The 19176-nt window shown below is 30.6% G+C and carries 17 protein-coding genes; 1 reads left to right on the forward strand and 16 read right to left on the reverse strand.

Annotated elements, in window-relative coordinates; all coding sequences use genetic code 11:
• Window positions 1–109 precede the first annotated feature (109 nt).
• From ITB9_RS08740 to ITB9_RS08755, 4 genes are all read right to left on the reverse strand, one after another.
• Complete coding sequence (locus tag ITB9_RS08740; protein ID WP_054851919.1) at window positions 110–1162, reverse strand: hypothetical protein; 1053 nt, start codon at window positions 1160–1162, stop codon at window positions 110–112.
• Between the two features lie 32 nt (window positions 1163–1194).
• Complete coding sequence (locus tag ITB9_RS08745) at window positions 1195–1938, reverse strand: hypothetical protein (protein ID WP_054851920.1); 744 nt, start codon at window positions 1936–1938, stop codon at window positions 1195–1197.
• Window positions 1925–2485: an RNA polymerase sigma factor gene (locus ITB9_RS08750; protein ID WP_054851921.1), complete on the reverse strand. Its 561-nt coding sequence runs from the start codon at window positions 2483–2485 to the stop codon at window positions 1925–1927. Before ITB9_RS08750 ends, ITB9_RS08745 begins: the two co-directional genes overlap by 14 nt.
• A gap of 78 nt (window positions 2486–2563) precedes the next feature.
• Window positions 2564–3541 (reverse strand): polyprenyl synthetase family protein, encoded by a 978-nt coding sequence (locus ITB9_RS08755; protein ID WP_028606527.1) that lies wholly within the window; start codon window positions 3539–3541, stop codon window positions 2564–2566.
• 268 nt (window positions 3542–3809) lie between these two features.
• On the opposite strand from ITB9_RS08755, the gene ITB9_RS08760 reads away from it, so the two are divergent.
• A complete protein-coding gene (locus tag ITB9_RS08760) occupies window positions 3810–5126 on the forward strand; it encodes a T9SS type A sorting domain-containing protein (RefSeq protein ID WP_054851922.1) in 1317 nt (438 codons plus the stop codon).
• Window positions 5127–5208: 82 nt separating this feature from the next.
• On the opposite strand, the gene rlmN is transcribed toward ITB9_RS08760, so the two are convergent.
• The 12 genes from rlmN to ITB9_RS08820 form a co-directional block, all read right to left on the reverse strand.
• Window positions 5209–6249, reverse strand: coding sequence for a 23S rRNA (adenine(2503)-C(2))-methyltransferase RlmN (gene rlmN, locus ITB9_RS08765; protein WP_054851923.1), 1041 nt, complete (start codon window positions 6247–6249; stop codon window positions 5209–5211).
• A 240-nt stretch (window positions 6250–6489) separates the two neighbouring features.
• The gene (gene queA, locus ITB9_RS08770; protein ID WP_054851924.1) at window positions 6490–7539 is read right to left on the reverse strand and encodes a tRNA preQ1(34) S-adenosylmethionine ribosyltransferase-isomerase QueA; all 1050 of its coding nucleotides are present in this window, start codon (window positions 7537–7539) and stop codon (window positions 6490–6492) included.
• 86 nt (window positions 7540–7625) lie between these two features.
• The gene (locus ITB9_RS08775) at window positions 7626–8858 is read right to left on the reverse strand and encodes a 3-phosphoshikimate 1-carboxyvinyltransferase (protein ID WP_054851925.1); all 1233 of its coding nucleotides are present in this window, start codon (window positions 8856–8858) and stop codon (window positions 7626–7628) included.
• Between the two features lie 37 nt (window positions 8859–8895).
• Window positions 8896–9222: a nucleotide pyrophosphohydrolase gene (locus ITB9_RS08780; RefSeq protein WP_028284341.1), complete on the reverse strand. Its 327-nt coding sequence runs from the start codon at window positions 9220–9222 to the stop codon at window positions 8896–8898.
• Window position 9223: 1 nt separating this feature from the next.
• Window positions 9224–11227 carry a DUF3857 domain-containing protein gene (locus tag ITB9_RS08785; protein ID WP_054851926.1) on the reverse strand — a complete coding sequence of 668 codons (2004 nt, stop codon included), beginning with the start codon at window positions 11225–11227 and terminating at the stop codon, window positions 9224–9226.
• Complete coding sequence (locus ITB9_RS08790; protein WP_082396138.1) at window positions 11228–13135, reverse strand: DUF3857 domain-containing protein; 1908 nt, start codon at window positions 13133–13135, stop codon at window positions 11228–11230.
• Window positions 13136–13409: 274 nt separating this feature from the next.
• The gene (dtd, locus tag ITB9_RS08795; RefSeq protein ID WP_054851927.1) at window positions 13410–13862 is read right to left on the reverse strand and encodes a D-aminoacyl-tRNA deacylase; all 453 of its coding nucleotides are present in this window, start codon (window positions 13860–13862) and stop codon (window positions 13410–13412) included.
• Window position 13863: 1 nt separating this feature from the next.
• A complete protein-coding gene (rsgA, locus tag ITB9_RS08800; RefSeq protein WP_028606534.1) occupies window positions 13864–14814 on the reverse strand; it encodes a ribosome small subunit-dependent GTPase A in 951 nt (316 codons plus the stop codon).
• Window positions 14815–14962: 148 nt separating this feature from the next.
• Window positions 14963–16045 carry a bifunctional 3-deoxy-7-phosphoheptulonate synthase/chorismate mutase type II gene (locus ITB9_RS08805; RefSeq protein ID WP_028289027.1) on the reverse strand — a complete coding sequence of 361 codons (1083 nt, stop codon included), beginning with the start codon at window positions 16043–16045 and terminating at the stop codon, window positions 14963–14965.
• Between the two features lie 23 nt (window positions 16046–16068).
• Entirely contained in the window at window positions 16069–16923 is an 855-nt protein-coding gene (locus tag ITB9_RS08810; protein ID WP_187294262.1) for a prephenate dehydrogenase, read from the reverse strand.
• The gene (locus tag ITB9_RS08815) at window positions 16920–18062 is read right to left on the reverse strand and encodes a pyridoxal phosphate-dependent aminotransferase (protein ID WP_054851928.1); all 1143 of its coding nucleotides are present in this window, start codon (window positions 18060–18062) and stop codon (window positions 16920–16922) included. The genes ITB9_RS08810 and ITB9_RS08815 overlap by 4 nt, the downstream gene beginning before the upstream one ends.
• Window positions 18059–18886: a prephenate dehydratase gene (locus ITB9_RS08820; protein WP_054851929.1), complete on the reverse strand. Its 828-nt coding sequence runs from the start codon at window positions 18884–18886 to the stop codon at window positions 18059–18061. The genes ITB9_RS08815 and ITB9_RS08820 overlap by 4 nt, the downstream gene beginning before the upstream one ends.
• Window positions 18887–19176 lie beyond the last annotated feature (290 nt).

Consider the following 19176-nt stretch of genomic DNA (forward strand, 5'->3'; position numbering starts at 1 on the left):
AATTTTTATTTAACACACTGAAAAAATGAGTGTTTACAACATCCAAAAACAAAAAAGCACTTCCTTTACTAAAAAAAGAAGTGCTTTTTTGAAAAAAATAATCTCTAATTTAATCTAGATCAACTCTAAGACCTAGTGAAATATTATTTTGATCAATGGTTTGATTTTTAAAAATTGGTGCTAAATCGTATTTTGCGTATAAACTGATATCATCAAAACCAACATAAGCACTTAATCCATAAGTAAACGTATTGGTGTTAAAGCTTTTTTTAACCTTATCGTTAACACGATCTCCATTTTCTTTATACGTTAATTTTTGTACTGCTTTACCATTTACACCTACATAACCTCCAATACCTATTTTAAACTTATCATAAGTATTATAACGTATTCTACCATCATCATATTCTTTTTTACTCCATGGTCCAAACTCAAAATGAAGTGGTAAGACCAAACTAGTAGTTCTAAACTTAGCTTGTTTTAAATCTCCATCAAATTCTTGTAATGTTGTTTGATCACCTTCTTGAACAAAGTATAAGTTATCTTTAATATCTAATTTGTTCCATTGTAATGAAAAACCATATTTAAATCTTAAAAAATTAGACTGTTTAAATACTCTTGTTTTCCAAACCCAACCTAGCTCTACAAAACCAGAACCTCCTAATTTGTATGGTGAATCATCTAAATTTACACCATCAATTATAGCATTATTAAATCCCATTGCAAATATCAATTGATTAGACGTACGTATGTCTTTTTTTGGAGGCGTTACAGCTGTATGAATACCTAAAATCTCATTATTATCATCATCACCAATTTTTAGTGAAAGTAGTGTTTTTCTAGTGTTGACATCAAACTCTTTATCATTACGCTTTAAATAGTCTAATCGGTTTTGAGCAATGATTATTCTGTTTTCAATATTAGATGCCCTTTTTTCTGCAGCAAGTCTTTTTAAAACTTCAGCTTCATCAAAAGAAATCTCATCTGCTTCTAACTGGTCATTAATTAGGTCGACTTCAACTTTTAAAGCTTCTTTTTCTTGAGCTTTAATGGTTGCTTTAATTTCTTCTAGTTTAGTAACCGAATCTTGATCCTGCGCACTGACCTGATAAGCTGTCAATACTAATAACATATATACTAAATGTTTTGTAATGGTGTTCATAATTGTTCGTTTTTTGTTAATGATTAATTGATTTAATAATCGCGTTCAACTACTGTCGTTTTTAAAGTTTCGTAGCCTGATTTTACAGCGTGAAACAATCTGTTTTTTAAGGATTTTTCAGATGACATTTCAATATCCTCCAATAGTGAATTAGCGTTTATTTTTTCTGATTTATATTTATTTTTATTCTGTCTTACCTCAGCATAAGCTTTATTTAATAATACTTCCGCTTCATTATTAACAGATGGTTTACTTGAAGCGTTATTAGGTTTAATTGAATCTGTAATTGCATTAGCAACTGCAGTATTATTATCATTTTCAGAAACAGATGCTTTAGTAGTAAGTTGATTACCCTTTTCTATTTTAGTAGATACTGAAACTTTTGCAATAGTCTTATTTATATTATTAGAAGAGATCTTACTTGGTTTTATTTTAGTACTTTCTTCTTGTTTTGTTTTTGTTTCTTTTTCTGTTTCTCCTGAGTTCGCAACTTCAATTTTCTTTTTGTTTATTTTTTTAACAGGAACCTCTATTTTTTCTTTTTTAAGATCTATTACAACATTAATGGGTTCTACTTGATTATTATTAAATAGAAAAACAGCTAAGAAAACTCCTGTAAAGGTAGCAGCCAACCCTAACAACCAAAACGGAAATTTACGTTTACTTTGTTGGTTATCTAATCTTGAATCTAATTGACTCCAAGCATTTTTACTTGGCGTAATTGTACGACGATCCAAAGTCTCTTTTAAATGATTTTCAAATTTATTTGGTGCCATAATCTTTTGTGTTTAATGCCTTAATTTTTTCTTGTAATAATTTTCTTGCTTTAAATAACTGCGATTTTGATGTTCCTTCACTTATATTTAAAAGCTTTGAAATCTCAGCATGTTTGTAACCCTCAACTGCATACATTATAAAAACCATTTTATAGCCTTCGGGTAACGTATCAATTAATTCTTGTAATTGGGCTACATCATATTGTTGCGAATTTGAATCCTCAATCTCAACATGCTGATAATCTTCATAAACAAACTGTACTTCTTTTTTTTGTCTTAAATAAGAAATAGACTCTCTTACCATAATGCGTCTTATCCAACCTTCAAAACTTCCTTCTGATTTAAAGTTTTTTAAATTAGAAAACACTTTAAAAAAACCATTTAGCATAGCTTCTTCAGCGTGTTGAAGGTCTTTTACATAATAACGACATACACTTAGCATTTTAGGCGCATGCATTTCAAACAATACGTGTTGTGCTTCACGATTATTCTGAATTGCTTTTTTTATTAGCTTGGCTTCGTTATTAAATAAAGTTACTACCTTCACAAAAATGTTATTTAGTTTGGTCTTCTATTTATAAAGACGCAAACTTTATACTAATGGTTGCCTGAGGATGAAAAAAAATTATTTTTTTCTTTCAATAACGTAATTAACCATTAACTCAAGTGAGTCTTTGTATTCAGATTGCGGGAAATTATTAAGTAGCAATAAAGCTTCTTGCTGAAAAGCTTCCATTTTAGAAATAGCATAATCTAAACCTCCATTTTGCTTAACAAAATCAATGACTTGGTTTACTCGTTTTTTATCCTTATTGTGATTTTTAATCGAGTTAATTAGCCATTTTTTGTCCTTTTTAGAGCAATTATTTAAAGCATATATTAATGGAAGCGTCATTTTTTGCTCTTTAATATCTATTCCTGTAGGTTTACCTATGCTTTGTTTACCATAATCAAACAAATCATCTTTAATTTGAAATGCCATACCTATTAACTCTCCAAATTTACGCATACTTTCAACCTCAACAGAATTAGGTTTTACTGAGGCTGCACCAAGACTACAACAAGCAGCAATTAATGTTGCTGTTTTTTGTCTTATAATTTCATAATAAACGTCTTCTGTGATATCAAGTTTTCTGGCTTTTTCAATTTGAAGTAATTCACCTTCACTCATTTCTCTTACAGCAATAGAAATGATTTTTAATAAATCAAAATCATTATTATCAATAGATAACAACAGTCCTTTTGATAATAAGAAATCACCAATCAGTACAGCTATTTTATTTTTCCATAAGGCATTAATTGAAAAGAAGCCACGACGTTTATTACTGTCATCAACAACATCATCATGAACTAAAGTTGCGGTATGAATAAGCTCAATTACTGAAGCTCCTCGATAAGTACGCTCGCTAATCTCTCCATTAGACACCATTTTGGCTACCAAAAAGACAAACATAGGTCGCATTTGCTTCCCTTTACGATTAACTATATAATAAGTAATACGATTTAGTAAAGCAACTTTAGAAGACATTGCCAACCTAAATTTTTGTTCAAAAAGTTCCATTTCAAACGCAATAGGCTGTTTTATTTGTTCGGTAATTTTCAATTTAAAGTGCTTTTAGCAAAATTAATGATAATTAAAGAACTTCTTTGTAAGTGATTAATAAAATTAATCATAAAACAAAATTACATATTACTCTGATTTTAATATTTTAAATATTGACCTTTTTTAATACATTATCCATAATATTAGCACAAACATTCACACAACTTATTAAAATACAGATCCTTGGGCTTAAAAATATGTTAAATCACTTCTAAAAAAAGTATATTTAAATAACTTTAATCAATACTAAACTACTTATACTAACAATATGAAAAAAACTACTCTATTATTTATTTTATTTTTAGGCTTTATAAATTGGTCTTATGGACAATGTACCAATCAAGACTTCCAATGGCCATCATTTAGTGTAAATATTTCTAATGCTCCAGGAGTTCAATCAATTGCTATTGACAATTATGCTGACAACGAATTTTCTATATTAACAGGTATTGTTCCTGGAGAGACATATACAGTAACTGCAGCAATGTATATTACTGTAACTGAAAGTGATGCTACAACAGTAATAACTCATGGAGCAAATTCTGTTACATTTACTGCTGGTACTGGAGTTACTAGCATCTACTGTTTCTGGACAGTTAATAGTATTTGTACTGGAGGAGGAAATACAGATATAGCCACTAACATAGAATGTTCTACCTGTACATGCACAGCGACAAGTGCTCCAAATGCTGCAACAACACCAACACCTATAAATAGTGCTACTAATATCCCAATAGACTCGACAGATCCAACAGATCTTTTAATCACACCTTTTGAATGGGTTGATGCAACCTCAGGTAATCTTGCGGATAGCTATAACCTTACACTAGGAATCACCACTTCTGGTGCTGATTTAGGGACCATTACTGGAGCTACTAGTGGAAATGGAATTACTTATGACTGGGAATATAACACAACATATTACTGGAAAGTGGATGCTGTAAATTGTTTTGGTACGACAACAGGAACTGTTTGGAGTTTTACAACAACATCTTGTACAGACAGTGCTCCTGTTGCTGCTATAACTCCTACTCCTGCTAATGGAGCTATTGGCGTTGCAATAGATACAACAGATCCGACAGAACTACTTATCACACCTTTTTTATGGGCTGATGACACTGCAGGTGGAGCAGCGTCATCTTATAGTTTAAGCTTAGGAACTACGACTTCTGGCAATGATATAGGGACAATTGACCCTGTTGATAATGGTGATGGAGTAATTTATGATTGGGAGTACGATACAACTTACTATTGGTATATAGAAAGCACAAACTGTGCAGGTACATCTACAGGTACAGTTTGGAGTTTTACTACTGAAGCAGATCCTAATCTATCTGTTGAACAATTTAATAAAACTAAATTTAGTCTTTATCCAAATCCTGCTAATGATGTTATACATATTAAATCTGATGCTGTACTTGATACAGTAGAAGTTTATAACCAAGTTGGTCAACGTGTTATTAATCTTAATTCAGAGAGTATTATTGATAAATCTATTAAAATAAACAACTTAAATACTGGTATTTATTTTATGACAATTACAGCTGGCAGTCAAGAACAAACCATTAAATTTATTAAGGAATAAGTTTAGTTATAAAACATAAAAAAGGGACTTTAATAAAATATTAAAGTCCCTTTTTTATGTTTTACATTATTTAATTAAAGAATTATTCTTTATTTGCCAATTGTCCACAGGCAGCATCAATATCTTTACCTCTACTGCGTCTTACTGTTACTGTTATATTATTAGCTTCTAAAACTTTTTGATACATATCAATAGCTTCTGACTTAGCTTGCTGGAATATTCCATCATCGATAGGATTGTATTCTATTAAGTTTACTTTACTTGGTGCAAATTTGCAAAACTCGACCAAAGCATCAACATCCTTACGTTTATCGTTTATACCTTCCCACACGACATACTCGTAAGTAATTCTGTTTTTTGTTTTTTCATACCAATATACTAAAGCCTCTCTTAACGTTGCTAAGGGGAATGTTGCATTAAATGGCATTATGGATGTTCTAACTTCATCTATTGCTGAGTGTAAGGATACTGCAAGTTTAAATTTAACATCATCATCTGCCATTTTTTTTATCATTTTTGGCACTCCTGATGTTGATACCACAATACGCTTTGGTGACATTGCTAAACCTTCTGGTGATGTAATTTTATCTATAGCTTTAAGTACATTATTGTAGTTCATCAATGGTTCTCCCATTCCCATAAACACAATGTTACTAAGTGGTCTATCAAAGTATAATCTACTTTCTCTGTCTATTGCTACTACTTGGTCGTATATCTCGTCTGGATTTAGATTACGCATACGTTTTAATCGTGCTGTAGCACAAAATTTACAATCTAAACTACAACCTACTTGACTAGAGACGCATGCTGTGGTCCTAGTTTTTGTTGGTATTAAAACAGACTCTACTATTAAGTCATCGTGTAATCGTACTGCATTTTTTACTGTACCATCACTACTACGTTGCATAACGTCTACCTTGATATGATTTATCACAAAGTTATCTTGTAGCATTTGACGTGTGTCTTTGGACAGATTAGTCATGTCCTCAAAGGTGTGTGCTCCTTTATTCCATAGCCACTCATAGACTTGATTACCTCTAAAGGCTTTATCACCTTGATTTTGGAAGAATTCTCTTAATTGGTCTTTGGTTAATGCGCGTATGTCTTTTTTCTTGATTTCCATTGAATTGCAAAAATAGTGAAAGCTTTGCGGATTTACTATACTTTAATTTACTTACTATGCCTTGGCTGCTATTGCATTAGCGATAGAGACATTTGTTGAAGCTCTTGCTTTTGCATTAAAGCAAATGCAAAGCGACTGTCGAGAGCGCGACCCTTGAGTAATGCCATAAAAAAACCTCTTTTACTTTTTAGGGTTTAAAGAGGTTTTATGTTTTGGATGTGCTCCTAAATTAATTTAGGTTTATATGATTAACATCGCGTCTCCGTAACTGTAAAATTTATACTTTTCTTTTACTGCTTCTTCGTATGCTTTTTTCATGAAATCATGTCCTGCAAATGCTGAAACCATCATTAATAATGTTGATTTGGGCGTATGGAAGTTTGTAATCATTGCATTTGCAATACTGAAATCGTATGGTGGAAAGATAAATTTATTGGTCCATCCTTCTATTTCGTTAAGAGTACCGCTTGATGACACTGAGCTTTCTATGGCACGCATTGCTGTTGTACCTACTGCACAGATACGACGTTTTTCTTTTTGCGCTTTATTAATAACTTCTACTGCTGGAGCTTCAATTTTAAGCTCTTCGCTATCCATTTTATGTTTTGACAAATCTTCAACTTCTACTGGATTAAAAGTCCCTAATCCAACGTGTAAAGTTACTTCTGCAAAGTCAACTCCTTTTATTTCTAGACGTTTTAACAAATGTCTAGAAAAATGTAATCCTGCTGTTGGAGCTGCTACTGCACCTTCGTTTTTAGCATAGATGGTTTGGTAGCGTTGCTCGTCTTCTGGCTCAACTTCTCTTTTAATATATTTAGGTAATGGCGTCTCACCTAAGTCTTGTAATTTTTTTCTGAATTCTTGGTATGATCCATCATAAAGAAAACGTAATGTACGTCCTCTTGATGTTGTATTGTCAATGACTTCTGCTACTAAGGTTTCGTCATCACCAAAATACAGTTTGTTACCAATACGAATTTTACGTGCTGGATCTACTAATACGTCCCAAAGACGTTGCTCTTGATTTAATTCGCGTAATAAGAATACTTCTATTCTTGCTCCAGTTTTTTCTTTGTTACCAAATAGACGTGCTGGAAATACTTTGGTATTATTAAGAATCATCACATCTTTCTCGTCGAAATACTCGATTAAATCTTTGAACATTCTATGCTCAATGGTTTGTTCTTTTCGGTTTAATACCATCAAACGAGACTCGTCTCTGTTTTCTGCTGGATATTCCGCTAGAAGCTCTTCAGGTAATTCAAAATTGAAGTGTGATAATTTCATGTAATAAAAAAATGTTTAGTTAAACAAGATTGCAAATATACAATCTGGAGATAGGCCTTGTCAAGTAAATGACCAATTATTATTTATTAAACGCTAAAAATGAAGCCCAAAGCTGCTAAATCGTCCCAAAATGTAGGATAAGATTTAGAAACTACTTTATAATCTTGAATAATTATGTCTTGTTTTAGTGCTAAAGGTGCAAATGCCATAGCCATTCTGTGGTCATTATAGGTAGCAATTGTAATATTAGCATTATGTTTTGTGGCTTTTTGTAGCGTTAAACTATTATCAGTAATTGCAACTTGGCCTCCTAGTTTTTCTATTTCGGTTTTTAAAGCGACTAAACGGTCTGTTTCTTTAATTTTTAAAGTATGTAAACCCGTTAAGTGACAACTTAGTCCTAATCCAAACGCTGTTACAGATATAGTTTGTGCTATATCTGGAGCATTTTTTAAATCAAACTCTATATTGGTATCTTGATTTACATCCTTAGTTTTTTCAAGAGTTACAGCATTATTGCTATAAGTTGTAGTCACACCAAATGCCTGATATATTTTAGCTAAAACCGAATCGCCTTGAAGACTATCTTGTTTATATGAGGATAGTTTAATTGTAGTACCTAAAGCAGACATCGCTACTATACTATAAAAATAGGATGCAGATGACCAATCACTTTCAACAGTTAATTGTTTTAAATCAACTTGCGATTGCTGCTTAGGCTGAATAGTTATGATGTTACCTTCAAAAGTCGTTTTAATGCCTATTTGATTTAATAAACTTAATGTCATTTTTATATAAGGCACAGAGGTAATTTCTCCATCTAAAGTTAATTCTAAACCGTTTTCTAATGTAGAGGCTATTAGCAGTAAAGCCGAAATGTATTGACTACTTACATTTGCCTTTAGATTAACTTTACTTTTAGTTAACTTTTTTCCTTTTATTATTAGAGGAGGAAACCCATGATTTTCTTTATAAGTTATGTCTGCGCCTAATTGATTTAATGCATCTACAAGAATTGCAATAGGACGTTCTTTCATGCGTTTAGAACCAGTAAGCTCTGTAACACGACCTTCTTTAGTTGAAAAATAAGCAGTTAAAAATCGCATTGCTGTTCCTGCATGATGGATATCTACAATTTGATCTTTAGAAGCTAATGCTTTTGACATTAATACAGAATCATCACTGTTGGATACATTTTCAATTTTAATACTTGGATATAAAGCTTGTAACAGTAACAACCTATTAGACTCGCTTTTTGAGCCTGTAATTTGAATGGATGACTTTGACTCTATTACTGATATATTTAAATGTAAATTCATGTGATATTAATTTTGCTTACGCAGAAATAACGTTACGTTATTTTAATTTTTGATTATTGTGATGTCTATCATGATCACGCTTAGTTTTTAGGTCTAACTTTTTATCAAAAGCCTCTTGAAGATCTATTCCTGTTTGATTTGCCAAACATAAGACAACAAACATGACGTCTGCTAACTCTTCACCTAAATCTTTGTTTTTATCGGATTCTTTTTCACTTTGCTCTCCATAACGTCTAGCTATTATACGTGCTACTTCACCTACTTCTTCTGTAAGTTGCGCCATGTTTGTTAGCTCGTTAAAATAACGAACACCATGATTCTTTATCCAATTATCTACTTCTAATTGTGCGTTTTTGATATCCATTTTATTGTTTTTTAAGCACTATTTTTTCGTTATACTTATCGATTACCAATTGATAAAAGCTTTTAAAATTCTCATAATCTTTAGGTAAAATTAGTGTTTTGTTAATATCTAATGTAGCTATTAATTGAAAATTATTAGCTGTTTGTTTTATTAAATAAGAAAAACTAGCTTCGCCATCATTAAAACTAACCATGGCTTTTTCAGGTACAAACTCTGCAATATAACCTTCTGGAAGTTCGAAACCAACCGTTATTTTATTAGATCTTGGAAACACAAAATCTACAGGGTATAATCTTGTATCTTGAATAAAAGGATTCTCTTTTTGATTAAAAAATAACAAAGGGGATAAATACAATTTATCTGCAATAACCTCTGGTCCATTTTCTATATTAAACTCATAAGAATTTAATATAGGTTTTGATTTAGACTTAGTATTTTTAACCTCTAAATTACTAATAGTCAAACCTAAATGTTTATTCTCCAACTTTTGAATTATCGACTGAGAACTCAAATTATCATCTCTAAAACTTAAAGCTTCGTAATTAGTTTTAACTTCTCGAGCTTTTCCAGAAATAGATAAATCTTCATTAAAATGATAATTAGCTAATATCATTGATTTAGAAATATTTTTAGGATTTAAATCAATCCAAGTTGAAGATCCATTCTCTCTTATCAATCGACCTTTCCAATTGATCACAAATTCAGGAATTATATTAGGTTTAGTATTTGGGTTTGAAGCATCTAATAAAATTACATTATCGGTATCTTCTACAGCACAAATAACGTAATTAAATCCTGATTGTGTTGGAAAAAGAGGCACTCCATTGCTTTTTGTACTAACCAAGACTGGGTTTGCATTTAATCCAGCGTAACGTAGCATTGACACCAACATTAAATTAATATCTGCTATATTACCTACCTTATCTTTAAATGCAGATTTTAACCCTTTAGATGTCAAGACACCTACAAAATCATTCCACTTAATATTATTTTGAACGTAATTAAAAATTAAATTTAATTTTTCACTATTAGATTTAGTTTCTGAAATCAAATTATCAATTACTTCTTTAAAGTATTTATTTTTTTTTAACTCTCCTCCAAAATTTTCATTTTTATTAATATTTTCTGCAATTTTCTCCCAAGTAGTAGCATAACTCTTAACCTTACTATCTCTACCTCTAAAATAAGCATACTCTAAAGCTACTTTAGTTTTATAACTATCTATATTATTAGTATAAGGTTCTTTAGTTAGCCCAGGTATGTCATCCTGATACACCTTTATTACATTTTCTGTAAAATCGAAGTTTGATATAGTTGTAGTAGAACTTACAGTCCTATTACCTGATCGACTTTTACTAGATATTGTTTCTTTCCTCCTTCTTTTTGATTCTTGAATTTTGGGTATATACGATGATTTTGGGTTAACTAACTTATTGTAATTAAAATACTCTGGAGTAATAACATCAAATTCTAATTTGTTAATGGGTATTTCTTCTTGTAAAACTAAATCATCAATAGACAAAAACGGTGATTTTATAACATACTCATATTCTATAATACAACCTTCCAAAAGACCTGGCATTGTAAACGTTTTTGTTCTCCAATATTGGTTGTTTTTTTTCTCAAAAACACTTTCGCTTTTTAGTTTTGTTTTTTTTACTTTACCGTTTACTAAAGTATAGGTATAGGCTTTTAAGTTTACAACTTTTTGTCTTTTAGAGCTGTTTTCATCATATAATTGAATTTTCTTGGTTGCCCATTCAAAACCTTCTTTGTCATATATTTTTACACGTTCATGTACTTTTATATCTTGAGTAAATCCATCATTTTCATTAAAAGGAAAATTGATGTATTGCTTTTTAAATAAAAAAGCTGCATTAACATCACTATTTGTTGGATGCTCTTCTTGTTGTAGCTCTTCTTTACTGACTTTTCCAAATTTAAAATTTTGAGAATGACTTAAATAAGAGATTAATAAAATTGTGATAATAGCGATTTTCTTCATTTAATTATTGGTTGTTTTTAGTATTATTTTTGAATTATCGTGTTTTGAGATAGCCAGTCTAAATTTTCTAAAAGCTTTATATTCTTCTTTTAAAAATTGACCTTTATTTATAATAACTTTACGTTTGAAAACTAACTGATTGTCATCAAGTTTTGTGATTGAAAAATGGTATTCACCAAACTTATTTTTTATGTTAACTTCATCTTGTAAAGCCTCTACCAATATATTACTAGGTAATATAAATTTATATTCATCTTCATCTATAAAACCTCTATCAATTTCAAAATCCAAATTTCTATTTGTGTATCTTGGTGGTGCTGATTTAAACTTATTAAATACATTTGGTTGTAATATCCATCGACCTCCTGCTTTGGTAACATATTTATCAACACTCAAATCTACTGACTCTTTAAAAACAACTTGATCCTTATCATTTTCGAATTTGATTTTATTTATTTCTAGACTATTTATATCTGAAAACTTATTTTTATAGGATAGTTTATTTTCTTTATCAGTTTGCACCTCAAATCTTCTGTATTTATCATATTGAGTTCCTTTTGAATGAATGTTTAAATTAGCTTTAAAACCACCTAAACTATCCAAAATTATTTTAGCATTGCTAAATTGGCTATTCTCTAAAACTGAGTATACTTTTGTATGTATAATTTTTCCTCCGGAAGGAGTAACAATCAAAACGTCTCTATCATCTGTAAAGTTTGCATTATAACCAAAAGGTACGGTTTGATTTGTGCACTCCAGAGTAATAAACTGATCTCCATTAGGTATTGACAAAATAGCATGATTACCTTGTAATGATGAAAAACCTTGATCAATATCTCTCAGGTCATGACCACCATAAACTATAGTATAATACGATGTAACACCAACTGCGTCTAATAATGCTTTTGTATAATTAGACAAACCTTTACAATCTCCATAACCTAATCTATCAACATCGCTTGCTAACATAGGCTTCCATCCACCAATACCAATTTGCACACTAATGTAGCGTGTTTTATTTTGCATGAAATTATAAACTATTTTAGCCTTCTCAAGATCTGTTTTTGCTTCTTTAGTTAAGGATTTAATTTGATTAACAACTGATTCTGGTAAAACCTCTGTACCTGATATTAATTTATCACTCATCCATTTACCAAATTCGTTCCAGTTATTATTTTCACCATCTACACCTAACATACTAAACTGTTTAAGCGCGAACTTAACAGATGGAGCAAATTGATAAAACGAAGGACTATAAGCTTCTTTTTTTATGGCTTTAAGGTTATTAACTTCATAATTGAAATCTGACAATTTAGTAATTTCATAGTTTTCAATATTGTTTTCTTTAAAATCTAATTGAATATCTGTTTGATTATCAATAGATATTGAAGCATGCTCTACACTTAAATAATAATTACTAACAGGAAACCATTGTGGTATAAATGCTGTATTATTAGAAACGACTTCTGCCTCAAAAACAACTGTGTAAGGATAACTTGATGCTGTATAGTCAAAATATTTAGCTCTAGTATCATTAAAAATTGAAACGCCATCAGCTACACTTACATCTAAAAAGTCTCTTTTTTTTATCTTCTTGACTTCTTTTCCAAAACTGTTTAATATAACTGCTTCTAGCTTTTTGATAGTTTTAGATTGGTCATAATAAACAACTGCTTGAATATGTTTTTCACCACTTTTATTAAAAACAGTAACTATTCGTTTTTCTGTGATTACTATTTTATCTCTTGCTTCTATTGTATAATTCAGGTTACTTGATCTAACAATAGCATCTGCATTTTTTTTTAGTTCTGGATTAAAAATTAAAGATTGAAAATTATCTTGTGAAAAACTGGTGGTTGAGAATAAAAGTATAAGACTTATACTTTTAAATAATTGGTTAAGTAACATTTTGTTAATTTAGTTCTCAATATATAAATAAGACCTAAAAAAAGAAAATTGTTTAGTTTAAATTTATATAAATTAACGATTTATTTTAATCCTTATTTTTAAATAGCAAAGGTCTAATTAGTATTTCAAAAAAAGCCAACGTTACTCCATTAAAAACAGACATTTTAACCCTCTGAATTTGAGTATAATTATCATTAAACAAATAATTAATTATATAACTTATTATTATGTAATAATACTAACTAAGATAAATGACGCAACCTTTTTATTCATGTCACTCTTTATTTTTAGAATCCATAATTATAGTAATTGGACCATCATTTAGCAATCTAACTTTCATATCTGCACCAAATTGACCTGTCTGAACTTTAGATGGCAATACAGATTGTAGGTTTTTAATAAATGTTTCGTATAAAGGGATTGCAACCTCTGGTCTAGCTGCTTTTATGTAACTTGGACGATTTCCTTTTTTTGTGCTTGCATGTAATGTAAACTGACTTACTACAATAACTTCTCCTTTGGTATCTAATAACGACAAATTCATGACTTGATTATCATCGTTAAAAATACGACAGTTTGTTATTTTTTTAACCAACCAATTTATATCCTCTTCGGTATCCTCAAGTACAATACCTAACAATACTAAAAGGCCATTATTAATACTAGCAACTTCTGTGTTATTAATGGTTACACTAGCTTTACTAACACGCTGGATTACTGCTTTCATTTTATTCTTTATCCCAAATATCTGTTCTATAATGTTCTTCGTCTCCTTCTATAATTTGAACATAACTTCTATATCTCGAGGCTGCAATTTGATCGTTTTCTAAAGCTTGTTTCACAGCACATTTAGGCTCTTCAATGTGTAAGCAATTATTAAATTTACAATCTTGTTTTAAAGCAAAAAACTCAGGAAAATAATCTCCAATTTCTTCTTTCTCCATATCAACAACTCCAAAACCTTTAATTCCTGGTGTATCAATAATTTTAGCATCAAAACTTAAATCAAACATCTCAGCAAATGTAGTTGTATGCTGGCCTTGCATATGTTGCATAGATATTGCTTTGGTTTTTAAATCCAAAGTCGGCTCGATAGCATTAACCAAAGTAGATTTACCAACACCTGAATGCCCAGTAAACATACTAACATTTCCTTCCATTAGTCCTTTAACTTGATCTATATTTTTTCCGGTCTTAGCCGAAATACCTATACACTCATAACCTATTTGTCTGTATACGTGAGCCAAATATCTGACTTCATCTAAAGTATCATCACTGTAAGCATCTATTTTATTAAATAGAAGTACTGCTTTAATATCATAGGCTTCTGCAGTAACCAAAAAACGATCTATAAAACTTGTAAAAGTTGGTGGATTATCTATTGTAACTAGTAAGAAAACCAAATCAATATTGGATGCAATAATATGGGTTTGTTTAGACAAATTAACAGACTTACGTACAATGTAATTTTGCCTATCATGAATGGTATTAATCACACCTGTTTCTTGATCAGATTTTGTGTCCAATTCAAAATCTACAAAATCTCCAACAGCAATTGGATTGGTGCTTTTAATACCTTTAAGTCTAAATTTACCTTTTATTCTGCACTCGTAAGTTTGACCTAGTTGGGTCTTAACTGTGTACCAGCTTCCTGTTGATTTATATACGCGTCCTGTCATTATTACAAATATGGATATTATTTTGTCTTCCAACAAAAAAAGACACCAAAATAGATTTTAAAATTTAATTTAATTATTCTTTTATATGATGTTGTCACTTAGGTCACAATTAAAAAAGCCTCTAATTTCTTAGAGGCTATTTTCAAAATTATCCTTTTATAATTTTTTCTTGATGGTTTATAGACTCTTGATGAATAGCCTTAAACATTTTTAAGATAAACTCTTCACTTAAACCTTTTGACTCACCTTCTAAAACCATTTTTCCTAAAATCTCATTCCAACGTTTGCTTTGCAAAACAGCAACGTTTCTTTCCTTTTTAAGACCTCCAATTCCGTCAGCAATCTTCATACGCTTACCTAAAGCTTCGATAATTTGATTATCTACCACGTCTATTTGCGCTCTAAGATTACTTAATTCTTGATTATACTCTGCTTCAGGATCAGATTCTTTTCTAATCTTTAAATCAACCATCATTTGAATTAAAGATGCAGGTGTAACCTGTTGTGCAGCATCACTCCATGCATTTTCTGGATCAAAATGAGTTTCAATCATTAACCCATCAAAATTTAAATCTAATGCTGTTTGAGACACATCAAAAACCATATCACGTTTTCCTGTAATATGTGATGGATCGTTTATCAATGGTAAGTCTGGAAATCTATTTTGAAACTCGATAGCAATTTGCCATTCTGGAATGTTTCTATATTTTGTTTTCTCGTAAGTAGAAAACCCTCTGTGAATGGCTCCTAAATTTTTAATTCCAGCAGTATACAATCTTTCAATACCACCTAACCATAACGCTAAATCTGGGTTTACTGGATTTTTAACTAATACAATTTTATCTGTTCCTGCTAAAGCATCAGCTAATTCCTGCATGATAAATGGACTAACGGTAGATCTAGCTCCAATCCAAAGTAAATCTACATCATTTTCAATAGCTAACTTAACGTGTGCAGCATTGGCTACTTCGGTACAGGTTTTCATTCCTGTTTCTTCTTTTACTTTTTTAAGCCATTTTAAACCTAAAGCTCCAACACCTTCAAAATTACCTGGTCTAGTACGTGGCTTCCATATTCCTGCTCTGTAGTAACTTACATCTGTATCTTTTAGCTCGTGCGCTATTTTTAATACTTGTTCTTCAGTCTCTGCACTACAAGGTCCAGCGATTACTAATGGATGATCTAACTTCATGTCATCCAACCAAGTTCTCATTTCTTTTTTATTTTCCATAATTTTTCACTTTTCAGTTTATTTTATTGTATTCCGTTTAATATTTGTTTTATATAGTTGGTGTCTTTCATTTCGTTAAAAACACCTTCAAAATCATCATTTTCTATCAGTTTTTTAAACTGTGTTAAATTAGCTATATAATCGTCAAGAGTTTCGACTACATTATTTTTATTTAGCTTAAAAATAGGCGTCCACATTGCTGGACTGCTTTTGGCTAATCGTACTGTGCTTTCAAATCCTGAACCAGCCATATCAAAAATATCTCGTTCGTTTTTTTCTTTTTCAATAACAGTTTTTCCTAACATGAAGGCACTGATATGAGATAAATGAGACACATAAGCAATGTGTTTATCATGAGATTCTGGATTCATGTATCGCATACGCATACCAATTTCGGAAAACAGACTAACTGCTTTTTCTTGAAGTTTGAATGCTGTTTTTTCGACCTCACAAATAATATTAGTTTTTTGTTTAAACAAATCTCTAATAGCAGCTTTGGGTCCAGAAAACTCGGTTCCAGCAATAGGATGCATTGCTAAAAAATTACGTCTTCTAGGGTGATGTTCTACCACTTTACATATATCGGATTTGGTAGATCCTACATCTGCAACCAAAGTAAAGTCTGATATTTTATCTAAAACAGTTGGCAATAAAGTCACTGACACATCCACAGGAATTGCCAAAATAACCAGGTCTGCCTTATCTAAATCCTCTAGAGTTGCTTTGTTATTAATAACACCTAATTCTAATGCTTGATTTAGATGGTCTTCTGACTTATCTATTCCAAAAATAGTGGCTTCAGGACGTTTATTTTTAATATCTAAAGCTAAGCTTCCTCCTATCAATCCAACTCCTATTATGTATATATTTTGTATCATACTCTTGCTATCGCTTCTTCAATTTGTGTTAGTGTTGCACATAGTGAGAACCTTACATATCCTTCACCTTGAGACCCAAAAATGGTTCCTGGTGTAATAAATAGGTTTTTATCGTGTAACAATTGATCTATAAACTGCTCTGACTTATACCCTTTTGGTGTTTTAGCCCAAACAAATAATCCAGAGGCTTTTTTATTATATGTACATTTTAATTTGTCTGCTAATTGCCAAACTAACTCTCGTCGTTTTGCATATATTTTATTTAAATCATCATACCATTCTTGCGGACTATTTAATGCAGCAATGGCTCCTTTTTGAATACCATAGAACATTCCGGAATCCATATTACTTTTTACTTTTAAAACCGATTGTATGTTCTCTGGACTACCCAAAACCATACCTACTCTCCAACCTGCTATATTAAAAGTTTTACTTAAAGAATTAAACTCTAAACTTACCTCTTTTGCTCCAGGTACACTTAATAAACTTAATGGTTCTTGATTTAAAATAAAACTATACGGATTATCATTTACTAGTAAAATATTATGCTTTTTTGCAAAAACTACTAACTGTTTTAAATCTTCAAAATTTGCTTTTGCTCCTGTTGGCATATGTGGATAACTTATCCACATTAATTTAACTTTAGTTAAATCTTGGGTTTCAATTTGCGCTAAATCTGGCAACCAATTGTTAGTCGCATCAAGATTATAAGGTATTGCTTTTGCCTGCACCAATTTAGTAACCGCTGCATAAGTTGGATAACCTGGATTAGGAATTAAAACACCATCACCTTCGTTTAAAAAAGCCATAGACACATGCATAATTCCTTCTTTGCTTCCCATTAATGGTAACACTTCTGAATCAGGATTAACTTGTACATTATAATGTGTATCATAAAATTTTGAAATAGTTTCTCTAAACTCTGGCAAACCTTGATAACTCTGATATTTATGTGCATTATCTTCTACCAAAGCTTTAGTTAAAGCATCAATAACTTGACTTGATGGTTTTAAATCTGGACTACCAATTCCCAGATTAACTATAGGCTTTCCTGCTGCTTTTAAAGCATTAACCTCTTTTAATTTTTTAGAAAAGTAGTACTCTTCAACGCTATGTAATCTGTTTGCTACTTCCATTATTGTTTAGCATTTTTATATTGTCCAATGACTTTAAATGATGTTGCCATGATATCCATTATGGTTTTTGCTTTTTTAAAGTCTTGAAAATCTTGAAAAGTTACGTCTACAAAAAAGGCGTATTTCCAAGGAGTTTCTATAATTGGTAAAGATTGAATTTTTGTTAAGTTTAGCTTACAATCACTCATAACATTAAGTATAGTCGCCAAGCTTCCTCTTTTGTGATCTAATTCAAATTTAATTGAAGCTTTATTAATTTCGGTTTCTAAAACTTCATCTTTATTTTGTTTAACTATTACAAAACGTGTTTCGTTATGTTTTATAGTTTGTATACTTTCTGCTAAAATATCTAGCTTAAAAATTTTAGCAGCTAATGTACTTGCAATAGCTCCAACCTGCTTTAACTGTTTATTATGTATACGCTCTGCAACCTCAGCAGTATCCTTATCTTCAATTAATTTTATATGAGGATATTGTTTAAAAAATGCTTTGCATTGTAATAAAGCCATCGGATGAGAATACACTTCTTTTATATCCTGAATACTCTGATTTGGTAAAGCCATTAAATTATGTTGAATGTCCAAATAGTGCTCTCCAACTATCTGTAAATTATGCGTATCTATTAAAGCATAATTTGGAATTATAGAGCCTGCTATTGAGTTTTCTATAGCCATAATTGCTGCATCAGACTCGTTTTTTAATACACTACCAACTGTATTATCAAAAGACATAAATGGTAAGATACTAACAGGTGTCTCAAAATAATTTTGAGATACTATATGATGAAATGATCCTTTAATACCTTGAATTGCGACTGTCTTTATCAAAATAAAATTACGTATTAATGTTAGTTAGATGCTTAAATTATTAATAAAACCTAAAGGTTTAAACAAAAAAAAGTCTCGATATATATCGAGACTTTTTTTAAAATATATGTTTATAAATTACATATACAACGTCTCGCTCCTTTTGCTAAAAAAGAAGTAATACCAGTTGTAATATGTAGTGTTAATTAAATTCATTATTGTAATTATATTGCTAAAGTAATTAATTAAATGACATAACAAAACACTAAGTCTCTATTTTTATGCTTTTTAAGAAATAATTAAAGATTTAT

The organism is Olleya sp. ITB9 (genome assembly GCF_001315805.1).
Taxonomy (GTDB): Bacteria; Bacteroidota; Bacteroidia; order Flavobacteriales; family Flavobacteriaceae; genus Olleya; species Olleya sediminilitoris.